The organism is Streptomyces dysideae (assembly GCF_001514305.1).
Taxonomy (GTDB): Bacteria; Actinomycetota; Actinomycetes; order Streptomycetales; family Streptomycetaceae; genus Streptomyces; species Streptomyces dysideae.
Genome location: NZ_KQ949087.1, coordinates 62,625 through 81,726, shown reverse-complemented (window position 1 = coordinate 81,726; position 19,102 = coordinate 62,625). Strand labels below are relative to the sequence as shown.

15 protein-coding genes and 1 pseudogene are annotated in these 19,102 nt (G+C 73.2%); 2 read left to right on the top strand and 14 right to left on the bottom strand.

Features of this window, described 5'->3' with window-relative positions; translation table 11 throughout:
* The first annotated feature begins 190 nt into the window (after nucleotides 1-190).
* Nucleotides 191-1,627, top strand: coding sequence for a hypothetical protein (locus AQJ91_RS21270; RefSeq protein ID WP_234382704.1), 1,437 nt, complete (start codon nucleotides 191-193; stop codon nucleotides 1,625-1,627).
* A 24-nt stretch (nucleotides 1,628-1,651) separates the two neighbouring features.
* On the top strand, nucleotides 1,652-1,972 hold the full coding sequence (locus AQJ91_RS21265) for a hypothetical protein (protein ID WP_067023989.1): 321 nt from the start codon (nucleotides 1,652-1,654) through the stop codon (nucleotides 1,970-1,972).
* Nucleotides 1,973-2,009: 37 nt separating this feature from the next.
* Here the strand turns inward: AQJ91_RS21265 and AQJ91_RS21260 are convergent, their stop codons facing one another.
* The 14 genes and pseudogenes from AQJ91_RS21260 to AQJ91_RS52220 all read right to left on the bottom strand — a co-directional run.
* The gene (locus AQJ91_RS21260) at nucleotides 2,010-3,347 is read right to left on the bottom strand and encodes a serine/threonine protein kinase (protein WP_067023986.1); all 1,338 of its coding nucleotides are present in this window, start codon (nucleotides 3,345-3,347) and stop codon (nucleotides 2,010-2,012) included.
* A 3-nt stretch (nucleotides 3,348-3,350) separates the two neighbouring features.
* On the bottom strand, nucleotides 3,351-4,262 hold the full coding sequence (locus AQJ91_RS21255) for a protein phosphatase 2C domain-containing protein (RefSeq protein ID WP_067023983.1): 912 nt from the start codon (nucleotides 4,260-4,262) through the stop codon (nucleotides 3,351-3,353).
* The gene (locus AQJ91_RS21250) at nucleotides 4,256-4,918 is read right to left on the bottom strand and encodes a vWA domain-containing protein (protein WP_067023980.1); all 663 of its coding nucleotides are present in this window, start codon (nucleotides 4,916-4,918) and stop codon (nucleotides 4,256-4,258) included. The genes AQJ91_RS21255 and AQJ91_RS21250 overlap by 7 nt, the downstream gene beginning before the upstream one ends.
* A gap of 71 nt (nucleotides 4,919-4,989) precedes the next feature.
* Entirely contained in the window at nucleotides 4,990-5,112 is a 123-nt protein-coding gene (locus AQJ91_RS57400) for a hypothetical protein (protein ID WP_267891226.1), read from the bottom strand.
* Entirely contained in the window at nucleotides 5,109-6,716 is a 1,608-nt protein-coding gene (locus tag AQJ91_RS21245; protein WP_067023977.1) for a TRAFAC clade GTPase domain-containing protein, read from the bottom strand. The genes AQJ91_RS57400 and AQJ91_RS21245 overlap by 4 nt, the downstream gene beginning before the upstream one ends.
* A 58-nt stretch (nucleotides 6,717-6,774) precedes the next feature.
* Nucleotides 6,775-10,275: a GTPase-associated protein 1-related protein gene (locus AQJ91_RS55825; RefSeq protein WP_234382695.1), complete on the bottom strand. Its 3,501-nt coding sequence runs from the start codon at nucleotides 10,273-10,275 to the stop codon at nucleotides 6,775-6,777.
* Nucleotides 10,272-11,522, bottom strand: coding sequence for a TRAFAC clade GTPase domain-containing protein (locus tag AQJ91_RS21230; protein WP_067023974.1), 1,251 nt, complete (start codon nucleotides 11,520-11,522; stop codon nucleotides 10,272-10,274). Before AQJ91_RS21230 ends, AQJ91_RS55825 begins: the two co-directional genes overlap by 4 nt.
* A 3-nt stretch (nucleotides 11,523-11,525) precedes the next feature.
* The gene (locus AQJ91_RS21225) at nucleotides 11,526-13,730 is read right to left on the bottom strand and encodes a hypothetical protein (protein WP_067023969.1); all 2,205 of its coding nucleotides are present in this window, start codon (nucleotides 13,728-13,730) and stop codon (nucleotides 11,526-11,528) included.
* Nucleotides 13,731-13,845: 115 nt separating this feature from the next.
* The gene (locus AQJ91_RS21220; RefSeq protein WP_067023966.1) at nucleotides 13,846-14,586 is read right to left on the bottom strand and encodes a sirohydrochlorin chelatase; all 741 of its coding nucleotides are present in this window, start codon (nucleotides 14,584-14,586) and stop codon (nucleotides 13,846-13,848) included.
* A gap of 6 nt (nucleotides 14,587-14,592) precedes the next feature.
* Nucleotides 14,593-15,501, bottom strand: a complete 909-nt coding sequence (locus tag AQJ91_RS21215) for an ABC transporter permease (RefSeq protein ID WP_067023963.1) — start codon at nucleotides 15,499-15,501, stop codon at nucleotides 14,593-14,595.
* Nucleotides 15,488-16,276: an ABC transporter ATP-binding protein gene (locus tag AQJ91_RS21210; protein WP_067023960.1), complete on the bottom strand. Its 789-nt coding sequence runs from the start codon at nucleotides 16,274-16,276 to the stop codon at nucleotides 15,488-15,490. The genes AQJ91_RS21215 and AQJ91_RS21210 overlap by 14 nt, the downstream gene beginning before the upstream one ends.
* Nucleotides 16,277-16,314: 38 nt before the next feature.
* A complete protein-coding gene (locus AQJ91_RS21205) occupies nucleotides 16,315-17,418 on the bottom strand; it encodes an aliphatic sulfonate ABC transporter substrate-binding protein (protein ID WP_067023957.1) in 1,104 nt (367 codons plus the stop codon).
* A 221-nt stretch (nucleotides 17,419-17,639) separates the two neighbouring features.
* The gene (locus AQJ91_RS21200; protein WP_067023954.1) at nucleotides 17,640-18,974 is read right to left on the bottom strand and encodes a sulfate adenylyltransferase subunit 1; all 1,335 of its coding nucleotides are present in this window, start codon (nucleotides 18,972-18,974) and stop codon (nucleotides 17,640-17,642) included.
* Between the two features lie 2 nt (nucleotides 18,975-18,976).
* Nucleotides 18,977-19,102, bottom strand: a pseudogene (locus AQJ91_RS52220) (sulfate adenylyltransferase subunit CysD); the annotation flags it as partial.

The following is a 19,102-nucleotide window of genomic DNA, read 5'->3' as shown; positions in this document are numbered from 1 at the left end:
GCACCCGACCGGGGGACGCCCCTTGTCAAGCAGGTTGACCCCACCTCGGGGCGACTCGGCGAACCTCGGGACAAACGGGGACCGTTGTCCCTAGGGTGAAGCCCGCAGAACAGCAGAAGGGGCAGGTCACGTGGCTGGCAGAGCGTTACCGTCGTTGCCGCAGTACCGCAAGGACGGAGTGACGCGGCGGTTGTGCGCATCGGTTCACCTCGACGACGAGTTCGCACAGGTGGTGGACGGCGAACTCACCGGCGACCGGCTGGACGCGATCGGCCTCACCCTCGGCGTCAACTTCGTGGCCCTCGCCCGGCACGCCCGCGTCGCCGTCCGCCGCCGCGCCGCCCTGGACCGCCAACTGGCCGGACTCTGCGCAGCGTCGGCGGTCTCCTTGGCGGTCGGCCTCTGGGGCCTGGCCAGCGGTCATGGTTCGGTCGCCCAGGTCGGGATCTACGGCCCGCTCGGCGTCCTCGCCGCGGCCTGGCTGCTGGTCCACCACGCACAGTCCCGGGCCCGCGCCGCCGCGCACGAGGTGTTCCGCACCAGCCCCGAGAAGTCCGAGAACCTCGCCCCGCCGGTGGAACCGGAGGCGGAGGCCTGGCTGCACGACCTCAAGCGCGCCAACGTCCTGCCGTACGCCGACGAGGCGGCCCGCGAGAAGCCGTTCGTCGGCAGCGGCACCGTGCTCAGGAAGGTCGCCGTCTGGCAGCCCATCGACGTCAGCAAGCCCGCCGAGGCCCCGGGCGGCGGCAAGCTCACGATGCGCCCCTTCGACGCCGTCGACCTGCACACGTACGTGGCCCGCCAGATGGAGAGCATCGCCGGCCTGGACGGCCTGCGCGCCAGGAACCGGCTCTACGTCCTCGGCAGCCACGCCTACCTGCTCCCCGACCTGGTGCCCGACCGCACCCGGCGGCCCCGCGCCCAGATCCCCAAGCAGCTCGTCCAGGCGGGCCTGCAGAACCCCGGCGCGGCCATGCGGACCCATCTGTGCCTGGAACGGATCGGCGAGGGCGGACGGATCATCGTCTCCATGTACCTGCGCGCGATCCTCAACCGGCCCAGCCTGACCTGGGAGGTCGCCACCTACGCGATACCCCCGCTCGGCGCCCGCTTCTACCGGGTCAACCAGCTGCCGCTGGCCCCCTTCGACCACTGGTGGAGCCTCGTCAGGTACGCCACCTCGCACACCTGGCCCGAACTGCGCGGCGCCCCCGGGCGCATCCGCGGGCGGGGCCGGTGGCAGCGCAAGCGCACGAAGTACCTGAAGAAGTGGCGCCGGGACATCACCAACCAGCATCTGGTGTACGACTACGGCGCCCCCGACAGCCTGCGCGAGCGGATCTCCGACTGGGAACAGGCGGGCCACAACGAGCGCAGCGACGCGGCCGACTTCCTGAACCGGCTCCAACAGGGCGTACTCACCGCGACCGAACGCTTCCTGGAGGACCACCACGTCGACACCAGCTCGTTCGACAAGGCGCAGCAGATCATCAACACGCAGACCTACAACATCAACAACGTCAACGGTCCCAGCAACATCGGCAACAACAACCAGATCAACCATCCGAACGCACCACAGGGGAACGGGCCTTCGGGGCCGGGCGGCGGAACACCGCCCAAGCCCTGACCGGCCCGGAACAGGAGTCAGCACATGAGCATGTACAACATCGGCAACGTCAACGGTCCCAGCAACATCGGCGACAACGGCCACATCGAGGTCAACCACGGTTTTGACCTGGGGACCCTGCTGCGCCTCGCCGACCAGCTCGTCGAGCGGACGAGCATGGAGCGCCCGTCGCTCGTCCCGCAGGCGGAGATCATCCGGGGCGAGCTGATCCAGGCCAGCCAGGACGGGCAGAGCCCCAACCGGGGCCGTATCCGCTCCGCCCTGGAGACCATCGGCATCGGTGTCGCGGCGGGCAGCGGCAGCCTCGCCCTGGCGCAGGAGATCACCCGCATGCTCGGCCTGTGACGGAGGGCGCCCCCACCCGCAGGGGCGCCCTCCGCGGTCACTTGGCCCGTACCACCGCCCGCACCCCGCCCCCGAGGTCCAGCTCCAGGCCCGACCGCAGCGGCACCGTCTGACCGGGGCCGATCTGCTGCGGGGTGCCGTCGGAGCGGGTGCCCGTCCAGGTGTCCTTGGAGCGGTTCGCGATGCCGAACCGGCCCGGCTTGGCGGGGTGTTCGACCAGCTCGGCGACCAGGCTCACGTCCGAGCAGTCGTGCCGCGTCGGCTCCGGCAGCAGATGGTGCGCCTGCACCCGGGCCGCCCGGCGCAGCCGGATATGGTGCTCCGCGCGCGGCGGCGGCGTCGTCACCGTCAGCCGCGGCGGCAGCACCAGCCCCGCCCCGCACCCCCAGCAGGCGCGCGGCGGCGGGTTCTCGCCCGGCTCGGTCATGTTCTGCCGCCCGCAGGACGCGCACTCCACCACCGAGTCGAGCACCGCCCGCAGCGCGTCCCGCCACTCCGACTCGCGCACCCGCCGCGCCGGTTCGTGCAGCCCGACGGTGAAACTGTGCCGGAACAGCTCCTGCAGCTTTCCGGCCGCCGCGTCCCACGTCGCCAGCACGGTGGCGTGCTCCATCGGGTCGGGCGCGTTGGAGTCGTCCTGCGGATCGAAGACGAACAGCGGGCTCTTCCCGTACAGCTTGCGTTCCGCCGCCTCGTCCAGACAGTGGATGCCCAACTCCCGCTTCCCCTTGAGCGGATGATGGTTCATCAGCAGCATGAACAGCAGTACGGCCAGCGAGTGCAGATCGGACTGGGTGCCCGGGCGGGCGCCCGGATCGCCGCGCACCAGCTCCGGGGCCATGAACTCCATCGTCCCCGAGATACCGCTGGCGTCCCCCTCCACCACCGCGTTGTCGTTGTCGCAGACCAGCACGTCACCGGTGTCCGGGTCGAAGAAGATGTTCCCCCAGGAGATGTCCCGGTAAGCGATACCGCGCGAGTGCAGCGCCTGGTACGCCTCCACCGTGTACAGGCACGCCGTCAGCAACGCCCGTGTACTGGTGCGCAGTTGGCGCCGGAACAGCGCGGGCAGCCCCTTGAACCGGTCCGGCCTGAGCCCCATCAGATACCCGAACGAACCGCGGTGCGCCGGCACATACGCCTCCGGCCACAGGAACCGGTCGTCGTCGAAGTCCCGGTACACCAGCTCCCGGACGATCGCCTCCTGGTCCGGCGTCGCACACGTCGGGTAGTACCACTTGAGGGCCATCTCCCCGCCCGGCGTCCGGACCCGGTACACCTCGCCCTGGCCACCGGCGCCCAGCATGCCGAGGATCTCGACCTCGTCGCCGTGCTCCGCGGCCAGCCGCGTCCCGCTGTCGAGCATGCCGCTCATCCGCTACGTCTCCGTCTTCTGTTCCGTTGCCAAGGGCTCCTCCGCCGTGCCCGGCGGGTCGTCCCGTGCGCCGTCCGCGGGCGCGTGCCGCAGCGCGGCCGCCAGCGTCGTGTCGTCCCCGGAGTACCGCGAGGCCTGCCGCAGCCACTCGGGCAGCACGGCCCGCACTCCCGAACTGCCCTCCGTCGCCAGCCGGTTGTCGAGCCCGTCGACGAACTCCCGGTAGCCGTCGGCCGACGCGAAGCTCTTCGACAGCCCGTCCGTCGACAGCACCACGAGACGCGGGGTGCGTGCCTGGTCGAACACCGGCGCCCAGTGCATCCGCACCGCCCGCCAGGCCTGCGGCCCGCACAGCGACTCCGTCTCGTCGCCCAGGTCCTCCTCGGCGGGCGCGAGCGGCCGGCGCAGGGTGCCGTCGTGCTCGACGACCGCCAGGTCGCCGTCGCCGATCTGCCAGGCCACGAACAGCCACGGCATCAGCACGGCGCCGATCAGCGTCGTGCCGTACAGCACCAGCTTCTGGTCCGCTCCGGGCTCCGGCGCCCCGTCGTCGGCGACCGGGCGGTGCCGGGACCAGTGGCCCAGGGCCGCCTCCCGCCAGTCGTGCACCAGCGCGCGCGGGAAGTCGTCCCGGGCATACGTCATCAGCCGGGCCAGCCGCCCCGGTTCATGGCAGTCGCGGGCCGCCCGGCCGAACTCCGCCGCCCGCCCGAGGAACCGGTCCACGGCGAACCGCGCCCCCAGCTCGCTGCGCGCGTGGGCGGCCGAGCCGTGCCCGTCCGCCACCGCCAGCACCAGCGGATCGTCGCCGGAGCCGGCGCCCTCACAGGCGTACCAGTCCTGGTTGCGCCGCTTGCCGACGCCCTGGACGCTGTCGGCCAGCGTGTCCCAACGCCGCACCCCGAGCGTCACCACACGTCGTCGTCATCGTCGTCGTCGAGGACGGGCGGCGCGTACGGCTGCTTCGTCAGGGTGTCGGCCGCCCCCGCCACCGGCTGCGAGGCCGCCTTCACCGCCGCCGTCGACGCCCAGCGGATCGCCGCCGCCAGCTGCTTGGGGCTGTTGGCGTCCAGCGGCTGCATCTCGGGGTTGCCGAGGAACTCCTGGAGCACCCCGCGGTCCGCGTCATGGCCGATCGCGATGGCGACCCGTACCGCCTTGCGGCCCCACGGCGTCGCGTCGATCGCCTTCAGGCCCGCTTTCCAGTCGTCCGTGGGCCCGCCGTCCGACACCAGCGCCAGCACCGGCTTCAGCGCGCGCTCCGGCATCGGCGGGCTCTGCAGCTCACGCGAGACCAGAGTGAGGGCCTCGCCCAGGTTGGTCATGCCGTCCACCTCGACGTCCTGCCAGGTGAAGTCGTCGACCGGGACGGGGATCTGGTGGTGCCACTGGGCCGTGGTGGAGAAGGTGATGGTCCGCAGCAGCAGCTGGGCCGCCGGATTGTCGTGCGCCACCGCACGCATCTCCGGAACGGCCTCTCTGATCGCGTAGTTGAGCTTGGCGATCTTCTCGCCCTGCATCGAGTACGAGCAGTCGAGCAGCCAGATGAAGTGGACCGGCCGGTTCGCCATGGGCCCGCCGGGAATGTCGCTCACTCCGTGTCCTTTCCGGGAGTCGGGTCGAGGTCTTCTGTGGTCGTCGGTCAGGGCAGCAGCAGCCAGCGCACCAGCAGGGCCAGCGCGGCCGGTGTCAGCACCAGCGCGGTGACGAACAGGCCCGCCGCCATCCGCCGTCCGCGTGCGATCGGTGGGGTCACCTGGGTCATGCCGGGGTGTACCTCCTCTCGTGCTCGCCGGTGCCGCCACCCGGCCCGGCCGACGCACCGGTCTTCAGCCCGGAGGCCGCGAGCAGCCACAGCGCCGGCTCGGCGGCCCGCCGCTGTTCGCTCTCCAACGGGCCGGTCCCGGTGGCCGCGTGGGCGCTGACGGCCCAGTAGCGGGCCGCCCGGAAGTCGTGCCCGAGCGCCCGTACCAGGCCGCCCAGACCGATCTCCTCCAGCCAGCTGTCGATCCGCGCGCCGGGCACCGGCAGCGACACCAGCTGGTCCAGGACGTCCCGCTTGGTGACGACCGTCGCCACCGACAGCCGGGAGCGCCGTCCGGTCAGTGCCGCGAGCTCGCCGGTCAGCCGCTGGTAGGTGTCCCACGGCCCCTGCGACGAGGGACGCGCGTCCTGGGCCCGGCGGGCGTCGTCCGGGCCGAGCCGGCCACGCACCTTCGCGTCCGCCAGCACGTCGGCGACCAGGATCACGCCGTGCGTGTGCGCCAGGTACTGCTGGGCCCGCACCCGTTCGGCGTCGCTCACCGTCTCGCCCATCGGGTCGTACAAGTACAGCAGCCTGCGCCGCCGCCCGCACGTCACCGTCAGCATCATGGCGCGCGGCTGGGTGCTCGTCGTCGCGCGCGCCCAACCGGTGCTCTTCAGGTCCTGGTTGAGGTCGTTGGCCGTACGTCGGTCCTCGGCCGACGCGTACTCGACCGCCAGCTCACCGCGCCGCGCACACGCGTGCAGCCCCTCCACCATGGCCGCCATCAGCATCGTCTTGCCGGACGAGGTGCCGCCGATCAGCGGCGCGTGCACGACCCGGGTGGAGCCGACCGACGGGGGCAGATACTGCTCGCAGTGCGGGCACAGCGCCGTCAGCTTCGTGCGGCCCGCGAGCCGGGTCGTCGGCAGCCGGTGCCCGCACGCACACGCGTGCCACAGCACGCCGTACCGTCCGGGGTGCAGCGAGCGGTGCTCCGCCCTGCAGTTCGGGCAGCGGTACATGGGCAGCGGTACGGGCCGATAGCAGCCGGGATAGGGGCACTTGACCCGCACACCCCGGGCCAGCATCCACCCGCGCTCCACGCCTCGCAGCACGGGGACGGCCGCCGTACAGCCCAGCCACACCAGGGCGAGCAGCAGCGCGAACACGGCCAGTACGGTGCTGAGGAGGACGGTGGCGAGCGCGGCGCCGAGCAGGGCGCCCAGGGCGGTGCCGGGCGCCAGGAACACGGCCCGCAGGATCCTCTTGCCCACCACGAACTCGCGCCCGCCCTGCGCGGGCAGGCCGCGGAACAGGTTCTTCGCGTACCGCTCCAGCCACGGGTCGGTCAGCGCCGTCCAGATGACGCGCATGCCGTAGCCCGCGGCGGACGCGGCGTCCACCCACATCTGCCGCCACCAGTAGCCGAGTCGAGCGGGCTCGTCGGCCCCGACGACCGGCACCCGTCGGTCCGGCCGCCCGGTCTGCCACGGCCCGAGCCCCCGCCACACGGCGCCCACACCGATGCCGAGGAACTGCCAGAACACCCGGCCCAGGCACAGCAGAACGGCGACGGACGCGGTCCAGGAGAGCAGGAAGCCGACGGGAGAGTAGAGGCTCATCCGAGGCCTCCTTCAGCCGGTGCGGTGCCGGACAGGGTGAGGAGCAGGAGCGGGGAACTCATCGGCCGCCTCTCCCGGGTGGTTCGATGTCGCCGTGCCGTAGGGAGGGCGGCGAGGGCGGTTCACCTCGCCGTCCCCGCCCGGAGAACCGTCCCGCGAGCCGCCCGAGCGCGCCGGGCCGGTTCCAGGCCCGGAACGCGTCGAGCTTGCCGCGTCCCGCCCGCCCGAGTGCCGCCTCCACGGCGGTGACGTCCTCGGCGGGCAACGCCTTCACGATCGGCCGCAGCACCTTGCCGAGCAGGGCGTTACGGGTCTCGTCCCAGGCCGGGTGGGTCCCCGGGTAGGTGCTCCAGGCACTGAAGCAGAAGGCGACGTACGCCGGCACCGTCCGCAGCCGGTCGCCCACCCGGTCCGAACGCCCCGCCCGCTCATACGCCGCGAGCAGCCCCGGCTCGGCCGACCGGGCCATGGCATACAGCTCACTCTCGGGCGTCGGCCCTTTCACGAGCCGCCACGCGAGCGCGCCGAACACCCGCTCGGTCACGGTCTCCGGTACGGGCTCGGCGGCGCCGTCCCGCAGTTGCAGCACCCTGGGGACCCAGCCCTCGCCCTCACCGTCCGTGCCCAGCAGCCCCGCGAACTCCAGCAGGAGCAGCGCGGCGCGCTGTCCCGGGCGCAGCTCCGTCGGGAACGCGGTGAGCAGCTCGACGGCGAGAGCGGGCACGTCCCGGTCGTCCGGGGGCGCGGCGAGAGCGGCCTCGACGAGCAGGTCCCGGGTGCCGGCCGCGCGATGGATGTCGGAGCCGAGCTCGTTCAGCAGTCGGCTCGCCTCCTCCCCGGTCGGAAGCTCCCCGGCCCACACGAGCCGGAGCGCGGTGCGCAGCACGTCCGGATCGGCGTGCGGCGAACTCCCAGCGGTCCGCAGGACGTCATGAAACCGCCCCAGCCGCACACCACCCCCGCCGACCGCACCCGCCAGCACACACATCCGCAGATGCGGATTCCCGGGCTGCAGCTCAACAGGGAGCCCCGACCCCGCCAGCATCCGCGCGACGACCGGCGGATCGGCGGCGGCGAGCGCGTTGAGCGCGGCGAAGAGTGCGATGCGCAGGGCGGGGTGATCGTGCACGGCGTCGAGGAGGGCGGGGCCTGCCTGGGCCGAGGCGCGGCCGCCGGCAGGGGGAGCCCCCCAGGCGTTCGCCGAGGTACGTCCCGAGGGGTCGGCCTGGGTGTTGTAGCCCGCGCTGCCGGAGTGGGTGGCGGGGACGCGGCCTGTCGCGCCTAGTGTGTTGGAACCCGATGGATTGGCTGAGGTTCGGCCCCAGGCGTCCCCCGGTGTGGAGCCGGAGTGGGTGGTGGGTGTGTTGGAACCCGGTGAGTTGGCCGGGGTTCGGCCCCAGGTGTCCCCGGGGGCGTGTCCCCGAGGGGTCGAGGGGTCGGCCGGGAGATGACCCGCGCTGCCGGACCGTGTGTTGCCGGTGGGGGTGCGGCCCGAGGTGCCGGCTGCGTTGGAGCCCGGCGGGTTTGCTGGGGTACGGCCCCAAGCAGCCCCCGACGAGTAGTCGGCGGGGGGATGGCCTGTGGTGTCGGCCGTGGGGCGACCGGGTGGGCTGGCCGGGGTTCGGCCCCAGGTGTCCCCGGGGGCGTGTCCCCGAGGGGTCGAGGGGTCGGCCGGGAGATGACCCGCGCTGCCGGGCGGCGTGTGGCCCGAGGTGTCGGCCGTGCTGGAACCCGGTGGGTTGGCGGAGGTGCGGCCCCATGCTTCCCCCGGTGTGTGGCCGGCGGGGTCGGCGGAGGTGTGGCCCGAGGTGCCGGCCGGGCTGGATCCCGGTGAGTTGGCCGGTGTACGGCCCCAAGTGTGCTCGGGGGCGTACCCCGGAGGGGCCCCGGGGGTGCGGCCGGAGGCGGCGGCCGGGGCGTAACCCGCGCCGCCGGCGGGGTCGGCCGGGGCGCGGCCCGCGCTCCCCGCCGCGGTGTACCCCTGAGAGTCGGCCGGGGCACGGCCCCACGCATCCCCCGCGGCGCCCCCCGAAGCCCGGCCCCCGCCGCCCGTCGCGTCCCTGCCCGTAGAGCCACCCGCCCCGTACCCCGCGGGATGGGCCACGGCGCCCGCGGGCCTGTGGTCCGCCGCGTCGGGTGTCGGCTCGGCGACCAGGGACCGGGCGAGGCGGCCCGCCAGTTCCGGGAGGAGGTCCTGGCAGTCGATATCGAGGAGGTCGGCGATCCGCAGCAGCGCGAGCGGGCGGCCGACGGCCGGATCCCGTTCGTCGGCGATGCCCGAGCGCAGCGCGGGCGCCAGGTCCCGGGCCAGCTCGGCCTGTGCCCGTGGCGTCAGCGACCCGGCGCGCAGCGCGGGCACGGGCCCCCGGCCGAGCACGGCCGAGGCCAGCACGCGCGCGGCGAGGGGCGCGGTCACAGCGGTCGGCAGCCGCCCTTCCAGCCGCTCGAACAGCGCGGCCAGCGCCTCCTGTTCGGAGTCGCCCGGGGTGTCAGGACGTCGCCGCACGGCATCGGCGTCCCGCTCCTCCGAACGCCCCACTGCCGGCCGTACGCCACCGACGCCCACACCGCCACCCGCACACAACGCTTCCACCAGCCCCGCCACCGTCGCGTCCGGCAGCGCCCCCACCCGTTCCGTCGCCCACCGCGCCCCCGCCGTACGCCCCTCCGCACCCAGCTCGACCCCGGCGACCAGCGCGGACACGGCCAGCTCCCCGGCGTCCCCGGACGCGTCCCGGAACAGGTCGGGGCGGCCCGCGCGCCAGATGCGTGCGCACACGTCGGCCCACGCGTCCGTGACCGGCCCGGCAGACGCGCGGCCGGTGCAGTCGTGCACCCGGTAGCGGTGGTCGTGGGCGACCGACTCCGACGACGGGAGGGCGCCGATGATCTGCTGGCGGGCCTGCTGCGGCCGGCGTGTGTACGTCGTGAACGTCAGCCGGTGGGCCTGTTCGCGCGGCAGCACCGTGCAGGCGAGGGCGATCCACTGGGCCACGTCGGCGCTGTCCTGCTCGACGAGCACGATCTGCCCGGCATCCGGGTCCGCGGCGAGGGCCCGCAGGTCGGCGAAGAACGCGGCGAGCCGGTCGGCGCGGGACACGGCGAAGGAGACCAGGCTGTCCTTGCGGAGCAGCCCGGAGGGTTCGAAGTGCTCGATGGGGTCGGGCCGGCCGCCCGGGGGAGTGGCGTCGCACCAGCGCGGCGACTCCCACGCCGTGATGGGCAGCGCCCCGTCCGGCAGCCGTACGCCGGGCGGCAGATGCAGGGCGTGTGCGTGGAAGTTGCCCCAACGGCCGCTGTAGTCCGCCCCCGTGTAGACGGAACGGCTCAACAGCCGTCCGCCGTCCGCCAGTTCGCTGAAGCTGAACGCCTTCGGGAACGACTTGAGCTGCTCCGCGTCCGGCCGTGCCGGGTAGTCCCGCGGCGGCTCGTAGCCGATGAGCTGCTCGGCCTCCCGCAGCAGCCCCTGCGGCACCCCCGCGCTGACCGCGGTGAACCGGAACCCGGAGCCGTCGGGGCCGGGCGGCGCTGATGTGTAGTGCAGCTGGGCCAGGGTCACTTGACTCGTCCCTTCCCCGCGGTGCGGACCGGCAGCAGTCCGCGCCGGGCCAGCAGCCACAGCAGCGGATCCTCCACCCGGATCGGCCGCGGCCCCGATTTCGGTACGTCGGCCGGCGCGTCGGCGGGCGGTGGTGCCCCCAGCGCCGACAGCCCGAACAGTGACAACTCGGCGAAGTCCAACTCCAGTTGCCGGACCAGCGCCCCCGAGTCCCAGTCCGCCATCAGGGACCGGATCTCCTCGTGCACGGCGAGCCGGTCGTCCTGGTCGAACGCGCCGTCGGTGTGCGAGGCGTTGGCGAGCAGCGGCGAATGCGGGTCGAGCAGCGGCTTGAGCATGTCGGTCTTGGTGACGGCCACCGCGATGGGCGTGGTCACCCGGCCGCGCGAGCCGCCCTTGCCGTGGGCGCGCAGCTGCGCCGCGAGGTCGGCGGCGATCTGCTGCGGCGGGGTCTCCACGACGGGCAGCGGAGGACCGTCGTGGATCGGCAACCGGTCCCGTACGGAGCCGAGTTGGAGCGGGTCGACCAGCAGGACTATGCCGTCGGCGGCGCTCAGGTAGCGGGTGTAGCGGTCCATCGCCTCGGCGCCCGCGAGGTCCTCGCCGGCCGCGTCGAAGAACACCAGCGTGGTGTGCCGGGTGCCGGAGCCCAGCCGGCCGCGGCGCGGCACGCTGAGCCGGTACAGCAGCGGGTCGTTGAAGCCGAGGGCGGCCGGTCTGGTGGCGTCCGGCAGCCGCAGCCGGTCGTACAGGTCCTCGGCCATCTCCTTGTCGCGCTGCTGGGTGGACTGCCCCATCGCCGCCAGCACGGCGTGGTAGGCCTGCCCGACCCGCTGGTTCAACTCGTTGACGAGGACGGACACATAGGTGCTCTTGCCGGAGGCCTTCGCACCGACCAGCGCGATGATGCGGCTGTCCTGGTCGCAGTAGTCGCTGGGCAGGTCGCTGTGGCAGGACCGGCACACCCGCACCGGCGTGGACACCCCGCAGCCGGGACAGGGCACGCTGCTGCCGCCGCCGCGCAGCCCGGCCGTGAGCGCGGCGACGTTGCGCGCCGGGCTGAACACGGGGCCGCGCATCCGGGCCGCCGGGGGCACGCTCGGGCCCATGAACCCGGCCCAGACGTCGTCGCGTTCGGGACCGCAGGGCGTACCGCCGCGGACGCCGCTCGGGGTCATCAGACAGCGGTAGGGCAGCTTGGCCGCCGGTGCGCGGTCGAAGCAGTACGGGCAGATCACGGTCGTCATGGCTCAGCGCACCACCAGGGTCGCGGGGGACGGTTCTTCGAGGCGGACGGCGGCGGCGTGCTCTCCCAGCAGGAAGCCGCGCAGGGTGTACGGGGCGGGGCAGGGCGCGGTCGGCAGTTCCTGCTCGACGGTGCCGTGCCGGGTCAGGTGGGTGCCGGGGATCCGCAGCAGGGTGGTGCCGTCGGTGGCGCTGCGGGGGCGCATCGTACCGCTGCGGGCGACGCACACGAACTCGGGGACGGACGGATGGCCCCCGGGAGCGGAGAGGGTGACCCGCAGCAGCGTACGGCCACCACCCCGGCCGAGGAACTTCCTGGGCGGGCGGACGAGTTGGTAGCCGATGGCCGCGTCCGGCGGCAGCAGCGCCTCGGCGGTCGTCGCCGGTACGACGACCGCGCCGGGCGCCTGGGGAGCGACAGCGGCCCGGATCCGTACGCCGCCCGGGCCGACGGGCAGCCGCAGTCCGCCGCGCCGGAAGGCGTGCGCGGTGACGGTCCGTTCCCCGCCGGCCGCCTCTCCGTTCGAGGAGGTCAGGGACTCCCAGGTCAGGATGAGATGACCGGCGCCGTCGGGCCAGTCGAGGGTGATCTCGGCCTGACCGTCCGGGAGCCGGTGGGCGGCGAGCCCGGTCACCGGGCGCAGCGCCTCGACGTCGACCGCGGGACCGGCCAGCGCGCGCTCGCCGAGCACGGCGACGGCGGCGACCCGGGCGTACCCGGCGGGGAGCCGGAGCAGCGGCCCGCCCTGGTCCAGCCGTACCGGCAGTTCGTCGGTGCGCAGTTCGGTGCCGGGCGCGGGGATCTCGCCGGGCCACCGCAGCAGCCGGACCTCGGCGCCCTGCGCGCCAGTCCAGTCGAACCGCAGGGCGTCGCCGTCGGGGCGGGCGGTGAGGGTGCGGACCGGTTCGGGCCAGGGGTGGACGCCGCGGGTGGCGCGGACGCCGGAGGAGGGGACGAGGGTGCCGCCGGGGGCCCGGTAGTGGCAGACGACGCGGAAGGCGTGGGCGCCGGTGGGCAGGCCGGAGGCGGTGAATCCGGTTGGTCCGGAGGGGAGTTGTCCGGTGGTGCCGTCCGGTCCGGTGTGCTCGACGGTCACCTCGGCGGCGCCCGGCGGCCGTTGCCAGGAGCCCTCGACGCGCCGGGGCCCGTCGGTCAGGGTCAGCCCGGTGACCTCGGGGGCGACCAGCACTTGGTGCGAGACGACCGGCGGACCGGCGGCACGCCCGTCGCGCTGGGGGAGTGCGGCGTAGCGGACGGTGCTGCCGAGAGCGACGGCCGTGTCCCGGGCGGCGAGGCCCCGCGCGGCCACCTCACGGACCTTCGGCACGCCCTGCGCATCGCGGTACAGGCACAGCAGCCGCCAGTCGCCGTAGCCCTCGGTGCCGGTGTCCCGCCAGCTCAACGCGACATGTTCCGGGGCGAGTTCGGTGTGCAGGGGAGCGGCGTGTCCGGCTCGGGGCGTGTGAGCCCGTACCAGTGCGCGCAGCGCCCGCCGGTCGTCGGCGGCCTCGTGCAGGGCGCGCAGACACGCCTCGGTGGCGGCCTCCGCTTCCCCGCGCACCATGGCCTCCCGCGCCGCGAGCAGGGCCGCTTCGACGATGTCCAGCCGGGCGGTCAGGGCGGCCCGCAGCCCGTCCAGCGCCGGATCGCCGCCGCCCTTCGGGAGCCGCTCCAGCAGGGCGCGCACGCGATGCAGCCGGTGCTGTTCCCAGGCGTCGGCGAGGCCCTCGGCGGCGTCGCGCTGCCGTCGGTCCAGGACGGGCCGCAGCCGGGTCGCCGCCACCAGTCCGGCCGTCTCCTCGGGGTGCACCCCCAACTCGGCGGCGGTACACGGGCGTTCAGCCAGGGGACGGTCCTGCAGCAGCCCGATCAGCTGGTACAGCACGATCCGGCGCGGCGCCTGCGGATCACGCCGGTACGCCTCCGCCAGCAGCCCCGCGACGGCGGCCGACGGGGACGCGGCACGGGCGAGGTCGTCCAGTAACGCACCGTCCACCCGCCGTCGGCCACGCGGACCGGACGGCACGTACAGCCCGTCGAGGACGCCCAGCCCGACGCCCGCGGGCGCGAGGGCCTCGCCGACATGCCGTAGGCCCGCCGTGTGCTGGGCGGCGGCGAGGGCGCCGTAGCCGGGGACGAGCGGGCTGAGCGGCAGCCCGGAGAGCGCCCGGGGCAGCCCCAGGTGATGCCCGAACTCCCGACCCGCCACGTGTACTGTGCTCCCCCGCTCGGACTTCGAGGGACCATCCCAGCAGATCCCCGGGCGGCGGGGAGGAGTTTTTTCGGAATCCGAGCAGGTCGGACCCGTTGGGGAGAAGTGACGTTCAGGCCCCGACGGCCGTCAGCACCGGCACCCGGGCCGCGTCGTACCGCTCCAGCAGCACCCGCGCCACTTCCGGCGCCGCACCGAGCACGTCGGCGAGGACGTCGGCCCCGGCCGCGCCCCGCGCGATGCGGTCCGGGAGGAAGCCGGGTGCCAGGACGTACGGCGCGACGGCGACCCGCTCACAGCCGAGGGCACGCAACTCCCGTACCGCGTCCTCGGTGCGGGGCAGAGCGGCGGAGGCGAACGCAGGCCGCACGGCGCACCAACCGGTGTGCCACCACTCCCGCGCGATGTCGGCGATCACTGCGATCGCCTCCGGGTCGGTGGACCCCGCCGAGGCCAGCACGACCCCGGTCGAGGACTTGTCGGCGGACGTCAGCCCCGCCTCGTACAGCCGCCGTTCCAGCGCGGACAGCAGCAGCGGCGCCGGGCCGAGCACCTCCGCCTGCCGGATCCGCAGCTGTGGCGGCGCGTCCCGCAGGACCGCCGGGATGTCCGCCTTCGCGTGGAAGGCGCGCGTCAGGAGGAGGGGGAGCGCCACGACGTCACGGACGCCCTCCGCCGCCAGGGACTCCAGGACCCCCTGTACGGAGGGGATGTTGAAGTCCAGGAAGCCGGTCTCCACCCGTACGCCGGGGCGCAGCGAGCGCACCCGGCGTACCAGGGCGTGCACCGTCGCGGCGTGCCGCGGGTCACGGCTGCCGTGGGCGATGACGAGAAGAACCGGCTTCTGGCGCATATGAGTTCAGCCCTTCACCAGCAGACCGCGGCTGCGCAGCACCCACCGCTCCAGCGGGCTGAAGATCAGCAGGTCGATCGCGATGCCGACGACCAGGATGAGCAGGATGGCCTCGAAGACCATGGCCATGTCGGAGGCGTTGCGGCCGTTCTCCAGCAACTGGCCAAGGCCCACGCCCAGGTCGGGGAAGGACGCGATGATCTCGGCGGCCATCAGGGAGCGCCAGGAGAACGCCCAGCCCTGCTTCAGACCGGCCACATAGCCGGGCAGCGCGGCCGGCAGCGTGATGAACCAGGTGCCCTTCATCCCCGTCGCGCCCATCGTGCGGCCCGCCCGCAGGAACAGCGGCGGCACCTGGTCGACGCCGGAGACCAGGCCGTTGGCGATGGACGGCACGGCGCCGAGCAGGATCACCGCGTACATCATCTGGTTGTTCAGGCCCAGCCAGATCACGGCCGGCGGCACCCAGGCCACCGACGGCAGCGACTGCAGGCCGGACAGGATCGGGCCGATCGCCGCGCGCACGAACTTCACCCGGGCCACCAGCAGACCCAGCGGGGTGCCGATGGCGAGGGCGAACAGGAAGCCCAGCAGGCCGCGCGAGACGCTGGTCCAGATGTAGCCGAGCAGCGTGCCTTCCAGCCACGACTGGTGGACGACGTCCCACACGGCGCCCGGCGAGGGCAGCCGGCTCGGATCGTCGACGATCTTGAAGGTGACCAGCCCCTGCCAGACGGCGAGGACCACCGCGATCGCGAGGAGCGGCGGCAGGATCTTCTGGGTGAAGGTCTGCCGGAAGGGCGTCCGCCCGGTGACCGACGACTCCAGGGCGTCCAGGCCCGCCTCCAGGCCGGCCAGGGAGGAGCTGCTGTCCTCGCCTCGCGCGTCGGTCGACTTGGTGTCAGTGCTGGCCATGGCGGCGGATCTCCCCACGCAGTACTTCGGTGATCTCGACGGACAGTTCCGCCACGGGGGCGTCCTCGATGCGGCGCGGCTGCGGGATGCCGACGGTCCACTCGCGGGCGATCCGGCCGGGCCGGGAGGAAAGCAGGATGACGCGCTGGGCGAGCCGTACCGCCTCGCGCACGTTGTGCGTGACGAAGAGGACGGACAGCCCGGTCTCCTCCCAGATCCGGGTGAGCTCGTCGTGCAGCACGTCCCGGGTGATGGCGTCGAGCGCCGCGAACGGCTCGTCCATCAGGAGCAGCTTGCTCTCCTGGGCGAGCGCCCGGGCCATCGCGACGCGCTGCCGCATACCGCCGGACAGTTCGTGGACGCGCTTGCCGTACGCGCCCTTCAGCCGGACGAGTTCGAGCAGCGCCTCCGCCTTCTCGCGCCGGTCGTTCTTCGGAACCCCCCTCAGACGCAGGGCGAGTTCGATGTTCTTGCCCGCGGTCAGCCACGGGAACAGGGCGTGCTCCTGGAACATCAGCGCCGGGCGGCCGTCCGTGGTGATCGTGCCGGCGCTGGGCTTGTCGAGCCCCGCCACCAGGTTGAGCAGCGTGGACTTGCCGCAGCCCGAGGCGCCCAGGAGGGTGACGAACTCGCCGGGCGCGACATCGATGCTGATGTCGTCCAGCACGAGCTGCTGCCCGGCGGGGCCCGCGAACGACTTCGAGACGTGCTCGATCCGGGCGGCGTGCTCGGCGACCTCGGTGCCGTCGGCGGCCTTGGCGAGGGTGGTGGCCATGGTCGTCACCTCCTGGGATGTAGTCATCGGGATCGGGTTCAGCTCGCGCCGAGACCGGCGTCGTCGAAGGTGCTCTCGCCCTCCGCCTTGCGGATCTTGTTCAGCAGGGTGAGGTCGTAGATGCCCTTCAGGTCGGGCTTGTCCAGCAGGCCCGCCTTCACCGCGTGCTCGGCCTGGGTGTCGAGGGTGGCGGCCAGCGGGTCGTCGGTGATCTGGATCGACTCCCAGGCCGGGTCGAGGACGTCGGAGGGCAGCGCCTTGCCTGAGTCGGTCGCCAGCTGCTCGTTCGCCGCGGCCTTCGCCTCGTCCGGATTGGCGTTGATCCACTTGTTGGTCTCGGCCGAGGCCCTCAGCACCGCCTCGACGGCCTTCGGGTGCTCCTTCAGGAAGTCCTGCCGCACGATGATGTTCGTGATCACGAACTTCCTGTCGGGCCACAGCGCCGACTCGTCCAGCAGCACCTTGCCGCCCTCGGCGACCAGCTTCGATGCGGTCGGCTCCGGCACCCAGGCGCCGTCGACGGAACCGGCCTTGAAGGCGTCCGGGGTGACCTTGTTGTCGCTGCGGACGACCGTGACGTCGCCCCTGCCGCTCTGCGCGTCGACCTTCCAGCCCTGCTCCGCGACCCAGTTGAGGAACGCCACGTCCTGGGTGTTGCCGAGCTGCGGGGTCGCGATCCGCTTGCCCTTGACGTCCCCCAGCGACTTGATCTTGTCCGGGTTGACGACGAGCTTCACGCCGCCGGACGCCGAGCCGCCGATGATCCGCAGGTTCTTGCCGCTCGCCTTGGTGTAGCCGTTGATCGCCGGGGAGGGACCGATCCAGCCGATGTCGATCGACCGGGAGTTGAGCGCCTCGATCTCGGACGGGCCGGCGTTGAAGACGGCGGGCTTGACCTCGGTGGCGCCGAGCTCCTTCTGGAAGAAGCCCTTCTGCATGCCCACCAGCGCGGTCGCGTGGGTCAGATTGCCGAAGTAGCCGATCTTGACGGAGTCGAGACCGTCGGTCTTCTTCGCCCCGGCGGCCACCTTCACGGTGTCGTCGTCCTTGGCCTGGGAGCCGTAGCCGCAGCCCGCGAGGGCGAGCAGTGGCAGGGCGGCCAGGACCGCGAGGCCGCGGCGCAGGGCGGGTTTGGCAGGCACGGGAGGTGTTCCTCTCGGAGGCCCGGCGGTCACGGCTGGTGTCTCAGGCCGTGGCCGGGGGGTCGGCAGGTCTTCGGTTGCGGGAGGCGGGGGCGCGCATGCGGTGCGCGTACGTCAGCGCGCACATCGCGCCACCCCGCCCTGCCCGCTCCCGAGAGCACCGCTGCCGACGCGGCCGCCCTCCTTCGCGAACGTGGAGTAGTAGTCGGTGGAGTTCATCCTCAGAAGTCCCAGCCGTCGTCGTCGGTCCCGTCCTTGACCGGCTCCGGCGCGGCGAAGGACTCGCCGACCATGCCCGCGGTGAGGGTCGTGCCGTCGTTCGGGTCGATCAGGATGAACGAGCCCGTGCGCCGCGAGTCGGCGTAGGAGTCGACCGGCAGCGGCTCGGCGGTACGGACCTTCACCCGGCCGATGTCGTTGGCGACGAGCTGTCCCGGGTGCGGGTGCAGGGACAGGTCGTCGAGCGTGAGCCGGGACGGGATGTCCTTGACGATCGCCTTCACCGTCCGGGTGCCGTGCTTCAGCAGCACCCGGTGTCCGACGGTCAGCGGGGCGTCGGCCACATGGCAGACGGTCGCCTCGATGTCCTGCGTGGTCGGCGGCGCGTCCTTGCTGGGCACGATCAGGTCGCCGCGCGAGATGTCGATGTCGTCCTCCAGCAGGACGGTCACCGACTGCGTGGTCCAGGCGACGTCGACCGGCTTGCCCAGCAGGTCGATGCCGGAGATCTTCGTCGAGCGGCCGGACGGCAGCACCGTGACCTGCTCGCCGACGCGGAACGAACCGGCGGCGATCTGGCCGGCGTAGCCCCGGTAGTCGGGGTGCTCGGCGGTCTGCGGGCGGATCACGTACTGCACGGGCAGCCGGGCGTGGCAGTGGCTCAGGTCGTGGGCGACCGGAACCGTCTCCAGGTGCTCCAGGACGGTCGGCCCGCCGTACCAGTCCATGTTCGCGGACGGCTCCACCACGTTGTCACCGGCGAGCGCCGAGATCGGGATCGCGGTGACCTCCGGGACGCCCAGCTCGAGCGCGTACGCGGTGAACTCCTCGGCGATCGCCGCGAACACGGACTCCTTGTACTCGACCAGGTCCATCTTGTTGACGGCGAGCACCACGTGCGGCACCCGCAGCAGCGCGGCGAGGGCGGCGTGCCGGCGGGTCTGCTCGACGACGCCGTTGCGCGCGTCGACCAGGATCACCGTCAGCTCGGCCGTGGAGGCACCCGTCACCATGTTGCGGGTGTACTGCACATGGCCGGGCGTGTCGGCGAGGATGAACCGGCGCCGGGGCGTGGCGAAGTAACGGTACGCCACGTCGATCGTGATGCCCTGCTCGCGCTCGGCGCGCAGGCCGTCCGTCAGCAGGGCGAGGTCCGGACCCTCCTGGCCGCGGCTCGCCGAGGCGCGCTCCACGGCCTCCAGCTGGTCCGTGAGGATCGACTTGGAGTCGTGCAGGAGCCGTCCGACGAGCGTGGACTTGCCGTCGTCGACGGAGCCGGCGGTGGCGAACCGCAGCAGGGTGGTGGCCGAGAGTTCCTCGGGCGTGATCGTGCTCATGCTTAGAAGTACCCCTCGCGCTTGCGGTCTTCCATCGCGGCCTCGGAGAGCTTGTCGTCGGCGCGCGTGGCGCCGCGCTCGGTGAGCCGCGAGGCGGCGATCTCGGCGATCACGGCGTCCAGCGTGGT